The sequence below is a fragment of the Eisenbergiella massiliensis genome (assembly GCF_003435485.1).
In genome coordinates this window covers 303,594-322,787 of the sequence record NZ_QVLV01000002.1, presented here as the reverse complement: position 1 = coordinate 322,787, position 19,194 = coordinate 303,594, and the positions used below count along the sequence as shown (strand labels likewise).

The 19,194-nt window shown below is 50.1% G+C and carries 13 protein-coding genes; 12 read left to right on the top strand and 1 reads right to left on the bottom strand.

Annotated elements, in window-relative coordinates:
- Window positions 1-8 precede the first annotated feature (8 nt).
- The 11 genes from DXC51_RS04010 (at window position 9) to DXC51_RS03960 (ending at window position 16,427) form a co-directional block, all read left to right on the top strand.
- Window positions 9-1,334: a stage II sporulation protein P gene (locus DXC51_RS04010; RefSeq protein ID WP_117543779.1), complete on the top strand. Its 1,326-nt coding sequence runs from the start codon at window positions 9-11 to the stop codon at window positions 1,332-1,334.
- Between the two features lie 148 nt (window positions 1,335-1,482).
- On the top strand, window positions 1,483-3,297 hold the full coding sequence (gene lepA / locus DXC51_RS04005; protein WP_025489723.1) for a translation elongation factor 4: 1,815 nt from the start codon (window positions 1,483-1,485) through the stop codon (window positions 3,295-3,297).
- Between the two features lie 301 nt (window positions 3,298-3,598).
- The gene (gene hemW / locus DXC51_RS04000) at window positions 3,599-4,798 is read left to right on the top strand and encodes a radical SAM family heme chaperone HemW (protein WP_117543777.1); all 1,200 of its coding nucleotides are present in this window, start codon (window positions 3,599-3,601) and stop codon (window positions 4,796-4,798) included.
- A gap of 87 nt (window positions 4,799-4,885) precedes the next feature.
- Complete coding sequence (gene sigK, locus DXC51_RS03995) at window positions 4,886-5,539, top strand: RNA polymerase sporulation sigma factor SigK (RefSeq protein WP_021635919.1); 654 nt, start codon at window positions 4,886-4,888, stop codon at window positions 5,537-5,539.
- Between the two features lie 193 nt (window positions 5,540-5,732).
- The gene (locus tag DXC51_RS03990) at window positions 5,733-7,349 is read left to right on the top strand and encodes a YifB family Mg chelatase-like AAA ATPase (RefSeq protein WP_117543775.1); all 1,617 of its coding nucleotides are present in this window, start codon (window positions 5,733-5,735) and stop codon (window positions 7,347-7,349) included.
- Entirely contained in the window at window positions 7,346-8,497 is a 1,152-nt protein-coding gene (gene dprA / locus DXC51_RS03985; protein WP_117543773.1) for a DNA-processing protein DprA, read from the top strand. The genes DXC51_RS03990 and dprA overlap by 4 nt, the downstream gene beginning before the upstream one ends.
- Window positions 8,498-8,713: 216 nt before the next feature.
- Entirely contained in the window at window positions 8,714-10,795 is a 2,082-nt protein-coding gene (gene topA, locus DXC51_RS03980; RefSeq protein ID WP_025489727.1) for a type I DNA topoisomerase, read from the top strand.
- A gap of 131 nt (window positions 10,796-10,926) precedes the next feature.
- Complete coding sequence (gene codY / locus DXC51_RS03975; RefSeq protein ID WP_021635914.1) at window positions 10,927-11,712, top strand: GTP-sensing pleiotropic transcriptional regulator CodY; 786 nt, start codon at window positions 10,927-10,929, stop codon at window positions 11,710-11,712.
- A gap of 247 nt (window positions 11,713-11,959) precedes the next feature.
- Window positions 11,960-12,727 carry a 30S ribosomal protein S2 gene (gene rpsB / locus DXC51_RS03970; protein WP_025489728.1) on the top strand — a complete coding sequence of 256 codons (768 nt, stop codon included), beginning with the start codon at window positions 11,960-11,962 and terminating at the stop codon, window positions 12,725-12,727.
- 48 nt (window positions 12,728-12,775) lie between these two features.
- Complete coding sequence (gene tsf, locus DXC51_RS03965; protein ID WP_035321667.1) at window positions 12,776-13,705, top strand: translation elongation factor Ts; 930 nt, start codon at window positions 12,776-12,778, stop codon at window positions 13,703-13,705.
- A gap of 463 nt (window positions 13,706-14,168) precedes the next feature.
- Window positions 14,169-16,427 carry a glycoside hydrolase family 3 protein gene (locus tag DXC51_RS03960; RefSeq protein WP_117543771.1) on the top strand — a complete coding sequence of 753 codons (2,259 nt, stop codon included), beginning with the start codon at window positions 14,169-14,171 and terminating at the stop codon, window positions 16,425-16,427.
- A gap of 206 nt (window positions 16,428-16,633) precedes the next feature.
- Here the strand turns inward: DXC51_RS03960 and DXC51_RS03955 are convergent, their stop codons facing one another.
- Window positions 16,634-17,233: a TetR/AcrR family transcriptional regulator gene (locus DXC51_RS03955; RefSeq protein ID WP_117544017.1), complete on the bottom strand. Its 600-nt coding sequence runs from the start codon at window positions 17,231-17,233 to the stop codon at window positions 16,634-16,636.
- Between the two features lie 220 nt (window positions 17,234-17,453).
- Between DXC51_RS03955 and DXC51_RS03950 the strand changes: the two genes are divergently transcribed.
- On the top strand, window positions 17,454-19,169 hold the full coding sequence (locus tag DXC51_RS03950; protein ID WP_117543769.1) for an NAD(P)/FAD-dependent oxidoreductase: 1,716 nt from the start codon (window positions 17,454-17,456) through the stop codon (window positions 19,167-19,169).
- Window positions 19,170-19,194: the final 25 nt, after the last annotated feature.

The window sequence follows — 19,194 nt, the reverse complement described above, 5'->3', positions numbered from 1 at the left end:
ATTCTTCTATGAATAAAAAATGGAACGGAAGAAATATTTTTCATAAATGTGTGCTTGTGCTTCTTGTAATTGCCCTGGGGGATTTTCTGTTCACAGGGCGCAGCTCCTCAGACGGAGGCGGAGGGAGCAGTTTCTCATGGAAGGAAGCGCTGGCAGGGAAAGCGGAAGAAAGCGTGCTGAATGTATGGCTTCCTTCCTTTGCTTTTGCGGACCGCAGCAGTACACAGGGAAGCTGGTTTCTCAATATGCTGGGACAGCAGGTCCCATTGTTTGCCTATGCGGGAAGCCAGGAGGACGGTGGGCTGCAGACGGAGAGTGGAAGCACCTATGAACGGATCCTTTTGTTGGAGGGAGCGAGTGAATATACGGAAAGCGAGGACGGAGATGCGCTGGAGGTGCCGGAAACATCTGAAGGGAGAATACAGCTGGATGATAAAATGACGCAGCTGCTCCAGGAGGAAAATCAGACAGGCCGGCCGGAGGAAGAGGAAAGTGCAGAACAGGAGGAAACTCCGGTCCCGTCAGCAGATCAGTTCGGCTTTATCAGGGCGGCAGGAAGAAGCCAGGAATACAACTGGAGCTATTATCAGGATTTTGACGCGTTGATTAAGGAATTTTATGCCGTTGATGCTACCACGCAGGCCAGCCCCGCCCGTCTGAACCTGGATTCCCTGCTTGGCAAAACCATGGCGATTACAAAAAATCCGGATGTGCCGCAAATCCTGATTTATCACACCCATTCCCAGGAGGATTTTGTGGATTCCGTACCGGGGGATTCTTCCACGACTATTATGGGCGCCGGGGAGCTGCTGGCACAGATACTGCAGGAGGAGTACGGCTATAATGTAATTCACCACACCGGGGAATACGATGTGGAAGCCAGAGACTATGCTTATTCCAATTCGCTGCCTGCCATAGAGCAGGTGCTTGCGGAAAATCCCACCATTGAAGTGGTGATTGACCTGCACAGGGATGAAGTGCTGGAGGGCAGGAAGCTGGTTATGGATCTGAACGGAAAACCCACGGCGAAATTTATGTTTTTTAACGGACTGTCCTATACTAAAGCCCACGGAGAGATTGAGTATTTACAAAACCCATACATAGACGATAATCTGGCTTTTTCCTTCCAGATGCAGGTGATTGCAAATGAGTATTACCCGGGACTGACAAGACGTATTTATCTGAAGGGTTACCGGTATAACATGCATCTTCGTCCCCGTTCCCTGCTGATAGAGCTGGGTGCACAGACAAATACGGTGGAAGAAATCAGGAATGCCTGCGCACCGATTGCCCACATTCTCGATCTGGAATTATCCGGTAAGGGTTTGTATTGACCGGGAACCCTGATTTTGCTATACTTAGCAGGTGAAAATGTAAGGCGCGCAGAACCCTGAGCGCCTGAAAAACCTAATATTTTATGAATAAAGGAACCTGCTGCATCAGGCCGGTTCCTGAAGTATGCAAAAGATTTGGAGGAAATATATGTCCATAGATCAGAGTAAAATCAGGAATTTCTGTATTATTGCCCACATTGATCACGGCAAATCCACACTGGCGGACAGGATCATTGAACGGACCGGGCTCCTGACAAGCAGGGAAATGCAGGAGCAGGTGCTTGACAATATGGATTTGGAGAGGGAAAGAGGGATTACCATCAAATCCCAGGCGGTCCGTACCGTATATAAAGCGAAAAACGGAGAAGAGTATATTCTCAACCTGATAGACACTCCGGGTCACGTGGACTTCAACTACGAGGTCAGCCGTTCCCTGGCGGCCTGCGACGGTGCGGTGCTCGTTGTGGATGCAGCCCAGGGAATCGAGGCTCAGACGCTGGCGAATGTTTACATGGCGCTGGATCACGACCTGGACGTATTCCCCGTCATCAATAAAATAGATCTGCCCAGCGCAGAGCCGGACCGGGTGAAAGAGGAAATTGAGGACGTGATCGGCCTGGAAGCCCATGACGCGCCGTTGATTTCCGCTAAAAACGGCATCGGCATCGATGAAGTGCTGGAACAGATTGTGAGCAAGATCCCGGCTCCCGGCGGCAGCCCGGACAACCCCCTGCAGGCTCTTATTTTTGACTCCCTGTATGATCCATATAAAGGCGTTATTATTTTCTGTCGGATTATGGAAGGCAAAGTGAGTAAAGGAACCCCTGTCCGCATGATGGCCACAGGAGCGCAGGAGGAGGTTGTGGAGGTAGGCTACTTTGGCGCGGGCCAGTTCATTCCCTGTGAAGAGCTTAGCGCAGGAATGGTAGGATATATCACCGCCTCCATTAAAAATGTAAAGGACACCGCCGTGGGCGATACCGTAACCAACGCGGAACATCCCTGCGCTAAGCCCCTGCCCGGTTATAAGAAAGTAAATCCCATGGTTTACTGCGGCATGTATCCGGCAGACGGCGCAAAATATCCGGATCTGCGGGATGCCCTGGAAAAGCTGCGGCTCAATGACGCCTCCCTTTTCTATGAGCCGGAAACCTCGGCGGCATTGGGTTTTGGCTTCCGCTGCGGGTTCCTGGGACTTCTTCACCTGGAAGTAATCGAAGAAAGGCTGGAAAGGGAATACAACCTGGATCTGGTTACCACGGCGCCGGGCGTTGTTTATAAGGTGCATAAGACGAACGGGGAGGTCATGGATCTGACCAATCCCTCCAATCTGCCTGACCCTTCCGTAATCGAATACATGGAAGAACCCATTGTCAGCGCCGAAATTATGGTAACCAGCGAGTTTATTGGTTCCATCATGGATCTTTGCCAGGAACGCAGAGGCCGTTATCTGAGCATGGAATATATGGAGGAAAAAAGGGCGCTGCTCAAATATGAGCTTCCTTTGAATGAAATTATTTACGATTTCTTTGACGCCCTCAAATCCCGTTCCAAGGGCTATGCGTCTTTTGATTATGAACTGAAGGGCTATGAACAGTCAGAGCTTGTGAAGCTTGATATCCTGATTAACCGGGAAGAAGTAGACGCTCTTTCCTTTATTGTCCATAAGGACAGCGCTTATGAGAGAGGCCGCAGAATGTGTGAACGGCTGAAGGACGAAATTCCCAGACATCTGTTTGAAATCCCAATTCAGGCGGCGGTAGGCGGCAAAATTATCGCCAGGGAAACCGTGAAGGCCATGCGCAAGGATGTTCTCGCCAAGTGCTACGGCGGTGATATCTCCCGTAAGAAAAAGCTGCTGGAAAAGCAGAAGGAAGGTAAGAAGCGCATGCGTCAGGTAGGCAATGTGGAAATTCCACAGGAAGCCTTCATGAGCGTACTGAAGCTTGATGATAAGAAGTAAATGACTTATAAAACGTCCGTCGGCAGCCTCCGCAGCAGGTCTGCTTCCGAATGGACAATAGCAAAAAAGTCCATGGCTTCCATGGGCTTTTTCTGTGAGATAAGGCATAAAAGCATAAAATCAGAGCAGCTTATTTATCTTGATTGATATAAAAAAACGTAAAGGTTCAGTTTTTGGACTATAACGGGAAACCCCGAGTTTACAAACATTTTATAATTTACACTCTTCCCAGCCGGACTTTTTTCTGTTATTCTGAAACAGCAGAGGAAGCCGGCCCGGCAGAGGAACAGGAGCAGAACAAATGAAGCAGGCCCCCCTTGGCATCTATTTACACATTCCCTTTTGCGTACGCAAATGTCTTTATTGTGATTTCCTTTCAGCCCCCGCAGATGAACAGACGAAAACAGAATATGTGGAAGCCCTGCTTGCGGAAATACGGGCCCAGGCTCCGCTTTACAGTGATTATGTGGTAAAGACCGTCTTTTTTGGAGGCGGCACGCCGTCCCTGCTTCCGGGGAAGGAGCTTTTCCGGATTATGGAATGCCTGCGGCAAAATTTTTCATTTGCCCCGGAGGAAGAAGCACCGGAAATCACTATGGAAGCCAATCCGGGAACGCTTACGGCAGATAATCTGGAATGGTACCGCAGGGCGGGAATCAACAGGCTCAGCATCGGGCTGCAGTCAGCCAATGACCGGGAACTGAAGGCGTTGGGACGGATCCATACCTGGGGGGAGTTCCTTAACAGCTTTAAGCTGGCCAGAGAGGCGGGCTTTTCCAATATTAATGTGGATCTCATGTCGGCGCTTCCGGGCCAGACGCCGCAGGCCTGGATGGATACCCTGAAGAAAACGGCAGCCCTTGAACCGGAACATATTTCCGCCTACAGCCTTATCATTGAGGAAGGAACGCCGTTTTATACGTTTTACGGCGGGGAAAGACCGGCGGCGGGACATCCGCCCCTGCCGGATGAGGAAACGGACCGTCTCATGTACAGCCAGACGAAGGCGTATCTGGCAGAAGCCGGCTATGGCCGTTATGAGATATCCAACTACGCCCGGCCGGGTTTTTCCTGCCGCCACAATCTCTCCTACTGGAAACGGACCGACTACGCGGGCTTCGGGCTGGGGGCGGCTTCCCTTCGGCAGAATGTGCGCTGGAACAATACATCGGATATGAAGGAATACCTGTCCGGTTCTGCATCTGAAGGGTTTGCCACACCTGTGAAGCAGGCGGTTCAGACGCTGTCCGCAGAGGAGCAGATGGAAGAATTCATGTTTTTGGGCCTGCGGATTACCGAAGGTATTTCCCTCCGACGGTTCCGTGAGGCCTTTGGCAGGACTGTGGAGGAGGTTTACGCAGGACCGGTGGAAAAGCTCACGCACGAAGGGCTGCTGGAACGGTATTCCCAGGAAAAAAACGGTGTGCACGAAGAATTTTTAAAGCTGACTGATTATGGAATTGACGTCAGTAACTATGCGCTTTCCGAATTTTTATTCTGAAAGACTCCTGAAAGGTTTTGAAAAGTACTGGCACTATAAGCTTTGGCGCCACATAGAATAGTATTAAATTGACTATGGGGGCTCCTGTTGAAAACCTTTCTGAAACCACTGTCGAAAGAGGAGGAAAGCGCGTGTCTGGAAGCGCTGCAGGGGAGTGACGGCGTAAAAGCCAGGGAAGCCAAGCAGATACTGATTGAGCGAAATCTGCGGCTGGTAGCCCATATCGCAAAAAAGTATCAGAACGTAGATGAGGATATGGAGGATTTGATATCCATTGGGACCATAGGCCTCATCAAAGCGGTGGAATCCTTTGATTCATCCAAAAACAGCAAGCTGGCCACCTATGCGGCTAGATGCATAGATAACGAGCTGCTGATGATGCTCAGAAGCAAAAAAAAGACATCCCGCGAGGTTTCGCTTTATGATCCGATAGGCACCGACCGGGAGGGAAATGAAATCAGCCTGCTGGATGTTACGCCGCAGGAGCAGCCTGACATCGTGGATCAGATGGAGCTGGAGAGAAGTCTCGGCAAGCTTTCCGGCCTGATTGATACCCTGTTAACGGAACGGGAAAAGGAAATCATCTGTCTGCGTTACGGACTGTACGGCGGCGAGGAGGTCACTCAGCGGGAAATCGGCAAAAAGCTGGATATTTCCAGAAGCTATGTGTCCCGGATTGAAAAAAGGGCTCTGAACAAGCTGCGTGAGGGCTTCGAAAAAATGGAGGTCCACTACCTGTAACGAAGCACAAAAGAATATTGCAATTTGCAGTTCCTTCGTATCGTGATTTCTTATTCTGAAAAGAAATTGCAAATTGCAATCTTGTATTTTCTTATTTATAATTTCTTTATTTTTTCTTATTATCTTAATCTTTTTATCGATCAACTATCTGTTGCCTTTTTCAAGGCCATTCATCTGATTTGCAGGAGAAAAAATGTACAGTACAGTTTATACAGGCGGGCTGCATGGTATGGAGAGCTATCTGGCCCGGGTGGAAGTGGACGCTTCCAGGGGATTGCCGGGCTTTGAAATGGTGGGCCTCTTGGGGAGCGAAGTCAAGGAGGCCAGGGAGCGAATCCGTGTAGCCTTAAAAAATGCGGAGGCGGCGCTGCCTCCTGTGCGTATTACAGTGAATATCTCTCCGGCCAGCCTCCACAAGGAGGGCACCTCCTACGATTTGCCTGTGGCGGTGGGAATACTGGTTTCCACGGGCATGATCCCGCAGGATTACGTAAAGGACTCCATGATAGCGGGAGAACTGGGCCTGAGCGGGGAAATCAAACCGGTGAGGGGGATTCTTCCCATGGCGCTGGAAGCGAAGAAGCAGGGCTTAAAGCGGTGTATCGTCCCTTTGGAAAACCTTGCGGAAGCACAGCTGGTGGAAGGAATAAAGATTCTGGGGGCCGGCTGTCTCATACAGCTGATAGAGCTTCTGCAGTGCCGTGACGGTGTCCCGGAAAACCTGTTGTATAAAGATATCATGTATATGGAAAAAACAGAAAAAAATACAGACGCAGACAGCATGTCAGGCAATGTGGCAGCCAATATGGAAAGAACAGCGGACCTGGCTCAAATATTGCCGGATTTTGCGGATGTTTCCGGGCAGGAGGGAACTAAACGGGCGGCTGTGGTAGCCGCCGCGGGCTTTCATCATTTACTCATGATCGGCCCTCCCGGCTCCGGTAAAACCATGCTGGCCCGCTGCATCCCGTCCATTCTGCCGCCTCTGTCGACCCAGGAACGGCTGGAGGTGACGAAGGTGCGCAGTGTGGCGGGACTGATGGAAGAAGGGGCAGGGCTTCTTAAAAACAGGCCTTTTATCAGTCCGCATCATACCGTTACCTCTCGGGCCCTCACCGGAGGCGGTCAGGTGCCCAGGCCGGGGCTGATCAGTCTTGCACACAGAGGCGTCCTGTTTCTGGACGAGCTGACAGAGTTTAAAAGAGCCACGCTGGATTTGCTGCGGCAGCCTATGGAGGAACGCCGGGTACAGATTGCCAGAAACAGCGGTACATATGTATATCCTTCGGATTTCATGCTTGTGGCTGCCATGAATCCCTGCCCCTGCGGCTACTATCCTGACAGAAACAGGTGCCGCTGTACGCCCGGTGAGGTTCAGCGGTATCTGAACCGTGTGTCTGGTCCGATTCTTGACAGAATGGATATTTTTACAGAGGTATCACGGATAGATTTTGCGGGACTGGCAGGCGAAAATGCCGGTACGGGAGCAGACAGCCGGAGCCTGAGAATGCAGGTGATGGAAGCCAGAGCCAGGCAGGAGGCTCGCTATGCAGGAACCGGGCTGCGTTTTAATTCCCAGCTGGGACCAGGGGAAATCAGGAAATACTGCCGTCTGGGCCTGGCGCAGCAGCAATATATGGAACAGCTATTTCATGCACTGCAGTTAAGCGCCAGAGCATATCACAGGATTATCCGCCTGGCGCGTACGCTGGCAGATTTGGACGGAAAAGATACTATCGAACAGGTTCATTTGAGCGAGGCGGCCTGTTACCGGATGGCCGATGGAAAATACTGGAGGAAAAAAGGGTGACGGAAAGGGAATTTTCTTACTGGCTATGTAATATAGAAGGAATAGGCAGAGTGACAGCGGGCAGGCTGCTTAAGAGGGCCGGCAGCGCACAGGCCGTGTATGAAATGAAAGAACAGGAGCTGGCCGGGCTTCTGTCTGCGGCCCAGCTGAAAAGCTTTCAGCGCGCCAGAAAAGAGAAAAATGTGAAACAGGAATATCAGATGCTTCTTAAGCGGGGAATCCGTTTTCTCCCTGTTTCTGATCCGGAGTATCCTGCAAGGCTTCAGGAAATTCCGGATGCCCCTCAGGGTATTTACGTTCGGGGCGGGCTTCCGGAAGAGGGGACACCGAGCGTGGCAGTGATAGGCGCCAGGATGTGTTCCGAATATGGTAAACAAGCGGCCAGATATTTCGCCTCCGCGCTGGCTGCAGCGGGTGTCCAGGTGGTAAGCGGCCTGGCAAGGGGGATTGACGGCATCAGCCAGGAAGCGGCGCTTGACTGCGGCGGAAGGACCTATGCGGTACTTGGCTGCGGCGTGGATGTATGTTATCCTGCGGAGAACGGCAGACTGTTTGACCGGATACCTGCGCGGGGCGGAATTGTGTCCGAATATCCGCCGGGAACCCTCCCCCAGGCAAGACTGTTCCCGCCCAGAAACCGTATCATCAGCGGCCTGTCCGACCTGATCCTTGTGGTGGAGGCCAGAGAAAAAAGCGGTACGCTGATTACGGTGGATATGGCTCTGGAACAGGGCAGGGAGGTATTTGCAATTCCCGGGCGGGTAACGGATGCCCTGAGCAGCGGCTGCAATACGCTTATCAGGCAGGGAGCCGGTGTTGCAATCAGCCCGTCGGCACTTCTGGAAGAACTGGGCCAAAACTGCCGGCCGCGGCAGATGGAAATCCCTTCGGGAAAACGGACGGTATCGAATTGTCCAAGGGAGAGGAATTCCCAGGAAAACCGTCCCATGAAAGAGAAGAGCCTGAAGCAGCGGGTGGCCGCCTGCCTTGATTTTACCCCCCAGACACCGGGGCAGCTCTATGAAAAAATGCGTAAAAGCGGCTGTATCATTCCTCTTCCCATCCTCATGCAGCAGCTGCTGGAGCTGCATATGGAAGGAGTGGCGGGACAGGAGGGAGGCTATTTTTTCAGGAATGGTAAAAATTAATATTTTCGAAAAGAAAACCTGATATTTTTATAAAATTCCTTGCCACGGCAGAAAATATGGTGTATAGTGATTCACGATTGCTGGCTGTTTTGATTACGGCAAGGAATCGACGGAGTAAGGTTTGTGAACCGGTACTGCGTGCCGTCTGGCACGGAAGGTATGAGGTGCGCGGCGCGAATGCGTCCGGCGCAAAAGAGAAGGAGATAATAAGTCTGTATGGCAAAATATCTTGTAATAGTAGAATCACCTGCAAAGGTAAAGACGATCAAGAAATTCCTCGGCCCCAATTACGAAGTGGCGGCCAGCAACGGACATGTCCGGGACCTGCCCAAGAGCCGTATGGGAATTGATATTGAAAACGATTACGAACCGAAATACATTACCATACGCGGCAAAGGAGATATCCTTGCCAATCTGCGTAAGGAAGTGAAAAAAGCGGAAAAAATATATCTCGCAACGGACCCCGACCGTGAGGGTGAGGCGATTTCCTGGCATCTGACCAAGGCGCTGAACCTGGAAAAAACGGGTAAAAAGGTATACCGCATCACCTTTAATGAAATTACGAAAAATGCGGTTAAGGAATCGCTGAAGCATCCCAGGGAAATCGACATGTCGCTGGTGGATGCCCAGCAGGCCAGGCGGGAGCTGGATCGTATGGTGGGTTACCGGATTTCCCCCCTGCTGTGGGCAAAGGTTAAAAGGGGCTTAAGCGCCGGACGTGTCCAGTCGGTTGCCCTGCGTATGATCTGCGACCGAGAGGATGAAATCAACGCGTTTATCCCGGAGGAATACTGGACGCTGGACGCTTCCTTTAAAATACCGGGGGAAAGAAAGCTGCTGACGGCAAAGTATTACGGAACCACCAGCCAGAAGCAGAACCTCACCTGCCAGGAGGATGTGGATAAGGTCAAAAAGGATCTGGACGGCGCATCTTATCAGGTGACGGATGTGAAGAAAGGCGAGCGGGTAAAGAAAGCGCCTCTGCCCTTCACTACCTCCACGCTGCAGCAGGAAGCCAGCAAGGTGCTGAATTTTTCCACACAGAAGACCATGCGTCTGGCACAGCAGCTGTATGAAGGAATTGATATTAAAGGCAATGGCACGGTAGGTATCATTACTTATCTGCGTACCGATTCCACCCGTGTATCTGAAGAAGCGGAGCATCAGGCTGCGCTGTACATTGACAAGAACTATGGCCCGGAATATACCGGGGCCAAGACACAGGAAAAGAAGAGCGGTCAGAAAATACAGGATGCCCATGAAGCAATCCGTCCCACAGATATTTCAAGGACGCCCCTGGAACTGAAGGAATCTCTTTCCAGAGATCAGTTCAGGCTGTATCAGCTTATCTGGAAGCGTTTTGTGGCAAGCCGGATGACTCCTGCCGTTTATGAAACAACATCTGTGAAAATCGATGCGGCGGAACATCGTTTTACGGTGGCGGCCAGCAAGCTGAAATTCGACGGCTTTATGAGCGTATACACCCAGGAGGAGGATGAGAAGGCAGAAGGGAACACCCTGGTAAAAGGGATTGACAAGGACACCCGTCTCACCTTTGACAGCTTCCAGGAGGCCCAGCACTTTACACAGCCTCCGGCGCACTATACGGAAGCTTCTCTGGTAAGGGCGCTGGAGGAACAGGGGATCGGACGTCCCAGCACCTATGCCCCCACCATTACTACCATTCTTGCAAGAAGATATGTGGTTAAGGAGAATAAGAATCTGTATGTTTCCGAGCTGGGCGAAGTGGTCAACAGCATGATGAAGGAGGCTTTCCCCACGATTGTGGATGTGAGCTTCACTGCTAATATGGAAGCGCTGCTGGACGGCGTGGAAGAAGGAAATGTTAACTGGAAGATTGTGGTATCCAATTTCTATCCTGATCTGAACGAAGCTGTGGAACAGGCTGAAAAGCAGCTGGAGCAGGTGCAGATTGCGGATGAAGAATCCGATGAAGAATGCGAGCTTTGTGGAAGGCGCATGGTCATCAAATATGGTCCCCACGGTCGTTTCCTGGCCTGTCCCGGATTCCCGGAATGCCGCAATACCAAACCCTATTTTGAAAAGGTCGGCGTTCCCTGTCCGAAATGCGGTAAGGACATTGTACTCAAAAAGACAAAAAAAGGCCGGAAGTATTACGGCTGCATCGGAAATCCGGAATGTGATTTCATGGTATGGCAGAAGCCGTCCAAAGAAAAATGCCCGCAGTGCGGTTCACTGATGCTGGAAAAAGGAAATAAGCTTGTTTGTTATAATGAAGATTGCGGCTATATAATGGAAAAGAAATCAGAAGATTAAAGACTGCTCAATTTGGCTGTAAGTACTTGTGTTGTCCGGAACTGGCGGGGTGACAAAATCCGTTGCGTCTGGCAGGGGTCTGTGCTACAATAGTGTCATAAGTTTGGGCATTCTGCCGGAGGAAAACTAACATGAGTAGCGTTCAACTGCTGGACAGAACACGTAAAATAGGAAAGTTGCTTCATAACAACAATTCCAGTAAAGTGGTTTTTAACGATATATGCAAGGTAATGCGTGAGATACTGGTTTCTAACGTGCTGGTGATCAGCAGGAAAGGGAAGATACTTGGAGTGGCTACTTCAGACCGTAATGAGGTCATTGCGGAGCTGCTGAAGAACGAGGTGGGCAGTTTCATCGATCCCCTGCTGAACGAAAGGCTCCTTTCCGTGCTGTCAACCAAAGAAAATGTTAATCTTGCTACTTTGGGTTTTGAAAATCAGGTTTTTATGAAGTTTGCAGCCGTGGTTTCACCGATTGAGATTGCCGGAGAACGGCTTGGGACACTTTTCCTTTACCGGCATGGCGATATGTATGATATTGATGATATTATCCTCTGCGAATACGGTACCACCGTCGTAGGCCTGGAAATGCTCAGGTCGGTCAGTGAAGAAAGCGCTGAGGAAAGCCGTAAGATAGCGGTGGTTAAGTCGGCCATCGGAACGCTGTCCTATTCTGAAACCCAGGCGATAGTCCATATATTTCAGGAGCTTAACGGGATGGAGGGCGTTCTGGTCGCCAGTAAGATAGCGGACAGAGCTGGAATCACCCGTTCGGTAATTGTCAATGCCCTGCGCAAGTTTGAAAGCGCCGGCATCATAGAGTCCCGCTCCTCAGGAATGAAGGGAACCTATATTAAAGTCAGGAATGATGTAGTATTTGAAGAGGTCAGGAAAATGGAAGAGAATATGAAATCATAAGCTGCGTAAGCTTTACAGCAGTACAGTTACATGGGCAGCTGCGAAATGCCTGACTGAGATGGTATTTTTTTGTAATCCCCCTTGCGCAGGGGGATTTTTTATGTTATAATCCAAACGTTGTGACCAAAAATCACGCGTGCTGATTTCCAGGCCGGTGCTTCTTTAACGCGGAAGTGGCTGGAAAATGGGAAGAAAGCTTTCCATTGAGATGCATGCGGAAGAATTCAACCAAACGGAGGTAAGAAACATGAGCGTTATTTCTATGAAGCAGTTGCTGGAAGCAGGTGTTCATTTTGGACATCAGACAAGAAGATGGAACCCTAAAATGGCTCCTTATATCTTCACCGAGAGAAATGGTATCCATATCATTGATCTTCAGAAGTCCGTAGGAAAGATTGACGAAGCTTACAATGCAGTTTCCGAAATCGCAGCACAGGGCGGCACCATCCTTTTTGTTGGTACCAAGAAGCAGGCTCAGGATGCTGTTAAGGCTGAGGCAGAACGCTGCGGAATGTATTATGTAAATGAAAGATGGCTGGGCGGTATGCTTACCAACTTCAAGACCATCAGAAGCAGAATCGAAAGACTGAAACAGATCGAGACTATGGCCGAGGACGGAACTTTTGACGTTCTTCCCAAGAAGGAAGTTATCCAGATTAAGAAAGAATGGGAAAAGCTGGAAAAGAACCTGGGCGGCATTAAGAATATGACAAGAATTCCGGATGCTATCTTTGTCGTAGATCCCAAGAAAGAAAGAATCTGCGTACAGGAAGCTCACATTCTGGGAATTACCCTGATCGGTATCGGCGATACCAACTGTGATCCGGAAGAACTGGATTTCATCATCCCTGGTAATGATGACGCTATCAGAGCAGTTAAATTAATCACATCCAAGATGGCAGACGCTGTTATCGAAGCAAATCAGGGCGAGGCAGTTTATGATGAAGCTGCCCTGGCTACCGAAGCAACCGATATTGAAGAAGTGGCAGTTGAAGCAGAGACGGCAGCTGAATAATTTTAACTTGTAAGAGTGAAAGCAAAGCATTTCATGGAGGATAATACAATGGCTATCACAGCAGCAATGGTAAAAGAATTAAGAGAGCTTTCCGGAGCAGGTATGATGGACTGCAAGAAAGCATTAAATGAAACAAACGGCGATATGGAAGCGGCTATGGAGTTCCTTAGAAAGAACGGACAGGCCAAAGCAGAGAAGAAAGCAGGCAGAATCGCAGCAGAAGGTCTTTGCCGTATTGCAGTAAAGAATGATACAACAGCAGCAGTTGTTGAAGTTAACTCTGAGACAGACTTCGTTGCCAAGAACGAGAACTTCCAGGAATTCGTTGCAGCGGTTGCACAGCAGGCAGTAGATTCTGACGCTGCTGACATGGATGCATTCATGGCTGAGCCCTGGAATGTTGACACAAGCAAAACTGTAAAAGAAGCGCTGGTTGAGAAGATCGCTACTATCGGCGAGAACCTGAACATCAGAAGATTTGAGAAGGTTACCGCAGAGCATGGCTGTGTTGTATCCTATACACACGGCGGCGGAAGAATCGGCGTTATCGTAGAAGCTGATACTGATGTGGTGAATGATGCTGTAAAAGAGTGCCTGTCTAACGTAGCTATGCAGGTTGCTGCTCTTTCTCCCAAGTATGTGGCTACCACAGACGTTCCGGAGGATTACAAAGAGCATGAGAAGGAAATCCTGATGGCTCAGGCTCAGAACGATCCCAAGAATGCAAACAAGCCTGCTAACATCATTGAGAAAATGATCACCGGCCGTCTTGCAAAGGAACTGAAGGAAGTATGTCTGCTTGAGCAGGCTTATGTAAAGGACGGAGATTTGACCGTTGCCAAATATATTGAGCAGGTTGCCAAAGAAAACGGCGCTAAGCTTTCCGTAAAGAAATTCGTCCGTTTTGAAACTGGCGAAGGTCTTGAAAAGAAAGTTGACGATTTCGCAGCAGAGGTTGCAGCTCAGGCTGGTATGTAATCCCTACCTCTTTATTCCCGCGAGCAACGAGCCAGGTAGCCATGCTTGCATGGACATTTGGCGACTGCCGCGAGGGGTGCTATGTGCCAGTGGCACATGTTTTGCACCGACCGAAGCGGAGCGTAGACCAAAGACCCCGCTGCTCTGCAGCGTTACAAGTTTGGTACCCCGTTGCTTGCAGCGGGGTCTTTGATTTCCGGAACTGGAAAATGTGCTGAAAGCATGAATTAATAAAAAGACATCATCACTTGCAGGGAAATGCGTGATGATGTCTTTTTTTGCCGAATACTGGTAAGGACACGAATACTGGTAAGGACAGTAATTGCGGGTGTATTAGGGAGCAATGGCATGGGAGCAACAACATAAGAATTATGGCTGGAATTTGGGCAGGGACTCCTGTATAATATTTGCAGATGTATATTTCTATTCTTAATACAGACTGAATGCAGGAGAGGACAAGAGTATGGAAAAACTGTGGAAGGAAGAACAGAAGGATGGTTTCCGTCTGATTCGCAATGAAGGGGGAAAGTGCCTGGGACTGTCCGATGGGAGCCGGGTGAAGCTAATCACTGTAGACGGCCTGGCTTTTAAAGATTTCCTGGGAACCGGAGAGCTGGCTCCTTATGAGGACTGGCGTCTTGATGCCCGGGAAAGAGCCGAGGATTTGGCGGCAAGGCTTCCCATTGAGGATATTGCAGGCCTGATGCTGTACAGCGCGCATCAGAGAATCCCGGCAGACGGTATGAATGGGCCGTTTTCCGCCACTTACGGAGGGAAGAGCTTTGAGGAAAGCCAGGCGGAGCCATGGGAATTAACGGATCAGCAGAAGAAATTCCTGACGGAGGACAAGGTGCGGCATGTGCTGATTACAGAATTAAAGGACACCGAAACCGCAGTGAAATGGAATAACAGGCTGCAGGCGCTGGCAGAAAATACGGGCTTTGGGATTCCTGCCAATAACAGTTCAGATCCCAGGCATGGAGCGGACTCCGGCGCAGAATATAAGGGAATCACAGGAGAGCCGATTTCCAAGTGGGCCAATGGCATCGGCCTGACCGCCTCCTTTAATCCGCAGGAGGTATTGGAATTTGGTAAAATAGCTTCCAGAGAATATCGTGCGCTTGGAATTGCCACTGCTCTGTCGCCTCAGATAGATCTGTCCACTGAGCCTCGCTGGATGCGCTTTGCTGATACCTTTGGGGAGCATACCAGGCTGGCTGTAGAAATGACGAAGGCTTACTGTGACGGTTTTCAGACTACGGAAGGAAGCGCTGACGGCTGGGGAGAAGAGAGCGTTAATACCATGGTAAAGCATTTCCCCGGAGGAGGCCCCTGTGAGGGCGGCCGTGACGCGCATTATGCGTATGGGAAATATGCGGTTTATCCGGGCGGAAATTTCGAAGAGCATCTGAGGCCCTTTTCTGAAGGAGCTTTTGCACTGGAAGGCGGAACACAGAGCGCCAGTGCGGTAATGCCTTATTATACAATTTCTTACGGACAGGATAAGGAAAACGGAGAAAATGTTGGAAATTCCTTCAGCCGTTATCTGATTGGAAATCTGCTCCGGGAACAGCTGGGATATGACGGTGTCGTCTGTACAGACTGGGGAATTACCCATAATACCGGAAAAACCGAAGAAGAATTCGCCGGAAAATGCTGGGGTGTGGAAGAGCTTACGATAGAGGAGAGGCACTTGAAGGCGCTGGAGGCGGGTGTGGATCAGTTCGGCGGCAACAATGATATCAAGCCTGTCCTTGAAGCATATCGTATGGGCTGTGAAAAATATGGTGAAGAAGCCATGCGGAAACGTTTTGAACGTTCGGCAGTGAGGCTGCTGAAAAATATTTTCCGTACCGGACTGTTTGAAAATCCCTACCTGGAGCTGCAGAAATCTCTGGATACAGTGGGAAATCCGGAATTTGTCAAGAAGGGCTTTGATTCCCAGCTGCATTCCGTTGTGCTTCTGAAAAACAGGAACCAGGCGCTGCCGCTGAAAGAAAAAGTAAAGGTATATATTCCTGACAGGCATATCCGGCCTTACAGAAATTTTATAAGTATTCTTACTGATGACAGCGTGGTTACTCCTCCCGGGAAGAAGGCGGCCGCGAAGTGGTTTGAAGTGGTGGAAACCGCAGAAGAAGCGGATGTTGCCATCTGCTTCATTGAATCTCCGATTTCTGTGGGATACAGTCCTGAAGATCGGGCTGCCGGCGGAAACGGCTATCTTCCGGTTACATTGCAGTACAGGCCTTACACGGCAAAAAAGGCGAGAGAAGAAAGCTTGGCCGGAGGAGACCCGCTGGAGGATTTCACCAACCGTTCCTATTTTGGGAAAACAAATACGGCGGCGAACGAAGAAGATCTGGATCTGGTAATCCGTACGAAGGAACAGATGAAGGGAAAACCGGTTATAGTTTCCGTGACTGTTAAAAATCCGTTGGTATTTCGTGAACTGGAGCCTTATGCGGATGCCATTCTGGTAGAATTCGGGGTATCACCGGATGCGGTGCTGGAGGTGATTACGGGAAAATATGAGCCTACGGGCCTCCTTCCTTTACAGATGCCTGCAGATATGGATACTGTGGAGGAACAGGATGAGGATCGCGCCTTTGATATGCGCGTATACATCGACTCAGAGGGCCATGCCTATGATTTTGCTTATGGTATGAACTATTCAGGAGTTATTTCGGACGAAAGAACGAAAGAATACGGCAGGAAGTAAAGCTACAGGACACAATCAAAGACCCCGCTGCAAGTAACGGGGTATCAAACTTGCAGCGCTGCAGAGCAGCGGGGTATTTGACCCTCGCGGCAGTCGCCAAATATCCATGCAAGCATGGCTACTTGGCTCGTTGCTCGCGGGAATAAAAAAGGGCAGCTGCCCGGCACGCTTTGAAACAAACAGAGCGCCGGGGGAGGCTGCCTTTTTTATTGTCCGTCGGACTGCTTTTGGGGTAATGGCGTATGTTGCTTTAAGAGACGGGCATACTCTGCGGTCTGGCCGATAAAGTCGTCCACATCCAGCGCATCATTCCGAAGCGTTTTGTGGATGAAAAGGCCGTCCGAGAGGAGAAGAATCAGCCAGGAAAGATACTGTGCATCTGCATTTTCCGTACGTTCCGCGATTTTCCCTGCAATCAGCTCTGCAAACTCCCGGTAGCGGGTGAGGAGCTTTAAGCGGATTTCCTCATTGCCGAGCATGGCGTCATAAAAGAAATGGAGACGCATATTCACTGTGGAAACATCCCTTTCCAGCACATATTTTACCAGCCGGTTCAGAGAGGTGTCTTTGGAGGCATCCTCCGTCCAGCGTACGAGATCATTCCATTGCTCATCAAGATATTTATCCGTAATATCGAACAGGATTTCGTTTTTACTTTTATAGTGGTAATAGAGGGTTCCCTTGGAAATGCCGGCAGTATGGGCGATTTCGGAAAGGGAGATATCGGAAAGCTTCCTGGATTCCAGAAGCTTTTCCGCCGCATCCAGTATTAATTCTTTCACATTGTCTTTTCTTGGAGCTGCCATAATAAACATACCTGCTTTCCTGAATGAATAAAACATAAAGGACTGCGTTTGCTGTCCGTATTTAAAAATCAGTATAGCTGATATTGTGTAAAATGTCTATAAAATATAATAGGAATCAAGTAAAAATATTAAAACTATACATATTTATTTGACTTTTTCCCATCACTCTGCTATGCTGTAATCATAGAGTCGGTCGTGTGGACGACTTGAGGAGGCGTATATGGGGATTGATAAAATTAACAAAAGGCTGCACGATGCCTATGGGGGACAGGTGCGGGCGGAGGATAAAGGGGATTACATTGTGGTTACCGGACGCCTGAAGGAATGGAAAGACATTGTGGCAGCCTGTGGTATGTGCGTGCAGAAGGGGAAGAAGAACCGGAAAAAGCATGTGGTAAATGATATTGCTTTCGAAGGCGGCAGCAATCCCGGGATGCGTATGCCGGGCCTGAGGGATTCTTCATTAGAGGGCGCCGCGCCTGACGTCCTGATTATTGGAGGCGGCATCTCCGGAGCCAGTATAGCAAGGGAACTGTCCCGCTGGCAGCTGGATATCCTGCTGGTGGAAAAAGAGGCCGATCTGGCAGTACAGTCCTCGGGACGGAATGACGGCGAGGTACATCCGGGTGTGGATTTGAGGAAAGGCAGCCTGAAGCAGGAATATGTGCTGAAGGGAAACCGAATGTACGATCAGATTTGTGAGGAGCTGGACGTTCCTTTCCGCAGGTGCGGGCAGTATGTGGGCTTTACGCAGTGGCGCTATCTGCCGGTCATTTTTCTGTATGTACTGGAAAAGAAGTACCGGTGCAAAGTGAAAGACACCAGGCTGGTGGGAAGGAAAGCATTCCGCAGGGCGGAGCCGGAGCTGAATCCTGATTTTAAGTTCGCCATATACAATCCCGGAGCCGGCTGCGTCTGTCCTTACGGACTGACCATAGCTTATGGGGAGAATGCAGTGGAAAACGGCGCCAGGATTTCACTGAATACCGTGGTTTCAGATATGGAGGTGAAGGAGGGCATCATCCAGTGCGTCCATACGAACCGAGGGAGCATTTATCCTTCCCTGGTGATAAATGCAGCGGGGACCTTTGCGGAGGATGTGGCAAAGATGGCTCAGGATCGTTTTTATTCCATCCATCCCAGAAGAGGGACGAATTCCATCCTGGATAAGAAGGCAGGCCATCTTGTCCGTTCCATTTCTTCCGTGAGAACGATGAAAAAGACGACGGGCCATACCAAGGGCGGCGGAATGCTGCATACGGTGGATGATAACGTGCTGGTGGGGCCGGATGCTGTGGAAACCTGGGAAAAAGAAAATTTTGCTACGGAGCAGGCTTCCATTGACCGGGTATTTGCCAAACAGAAGGGCACTTCACCGGGATTGACGCAAAGAGATATTATTACCTATTTTACCGGGGTAAGGGCGGCTACTTTTGAAGAAGATTTTATTATCGAGATGGGACGCAGGACGAAGAATCTGATTCACTGCGCAGGAATCCAGTCGCCGGGGCTGACCACAGCGCCGGCCGTGGCTATAGATGTGGCCGCCATGGCGGTGAAAGCCCTTTCCAGCCAGAAAGAGATAAAGCCCAATACCGGCTTCCGGCCGAATAGAAAAGGGATTCCCAGGCTGCGGGAGCTGCCGGAGGAAGAGCGTGACAGGCTCATCAGGGAAAATCCTGATTACGGCGTTATCATTTGCAGATGTGAGGAAATCAGTAAGGGGGAAATACTGGATGCCCTGAATTCACCGCTTCCCGTATGTACAGTGGACGGTATTAAGAAAAGGCTGCGTCCGGGCATGGGACGCTGTCAGGGAGGCTTCTGCATGCCGCTTGTGGCGCAAATTATCAGCGAGCATGAGGGAATCCCGCTCTCCCGGGTGAAGAAATCAGGAACGGAAGCTGTAATCAGCTATGGGCCTACGAAAGGATAGCCGTGCAGGCACAGAAAGGAGCCAT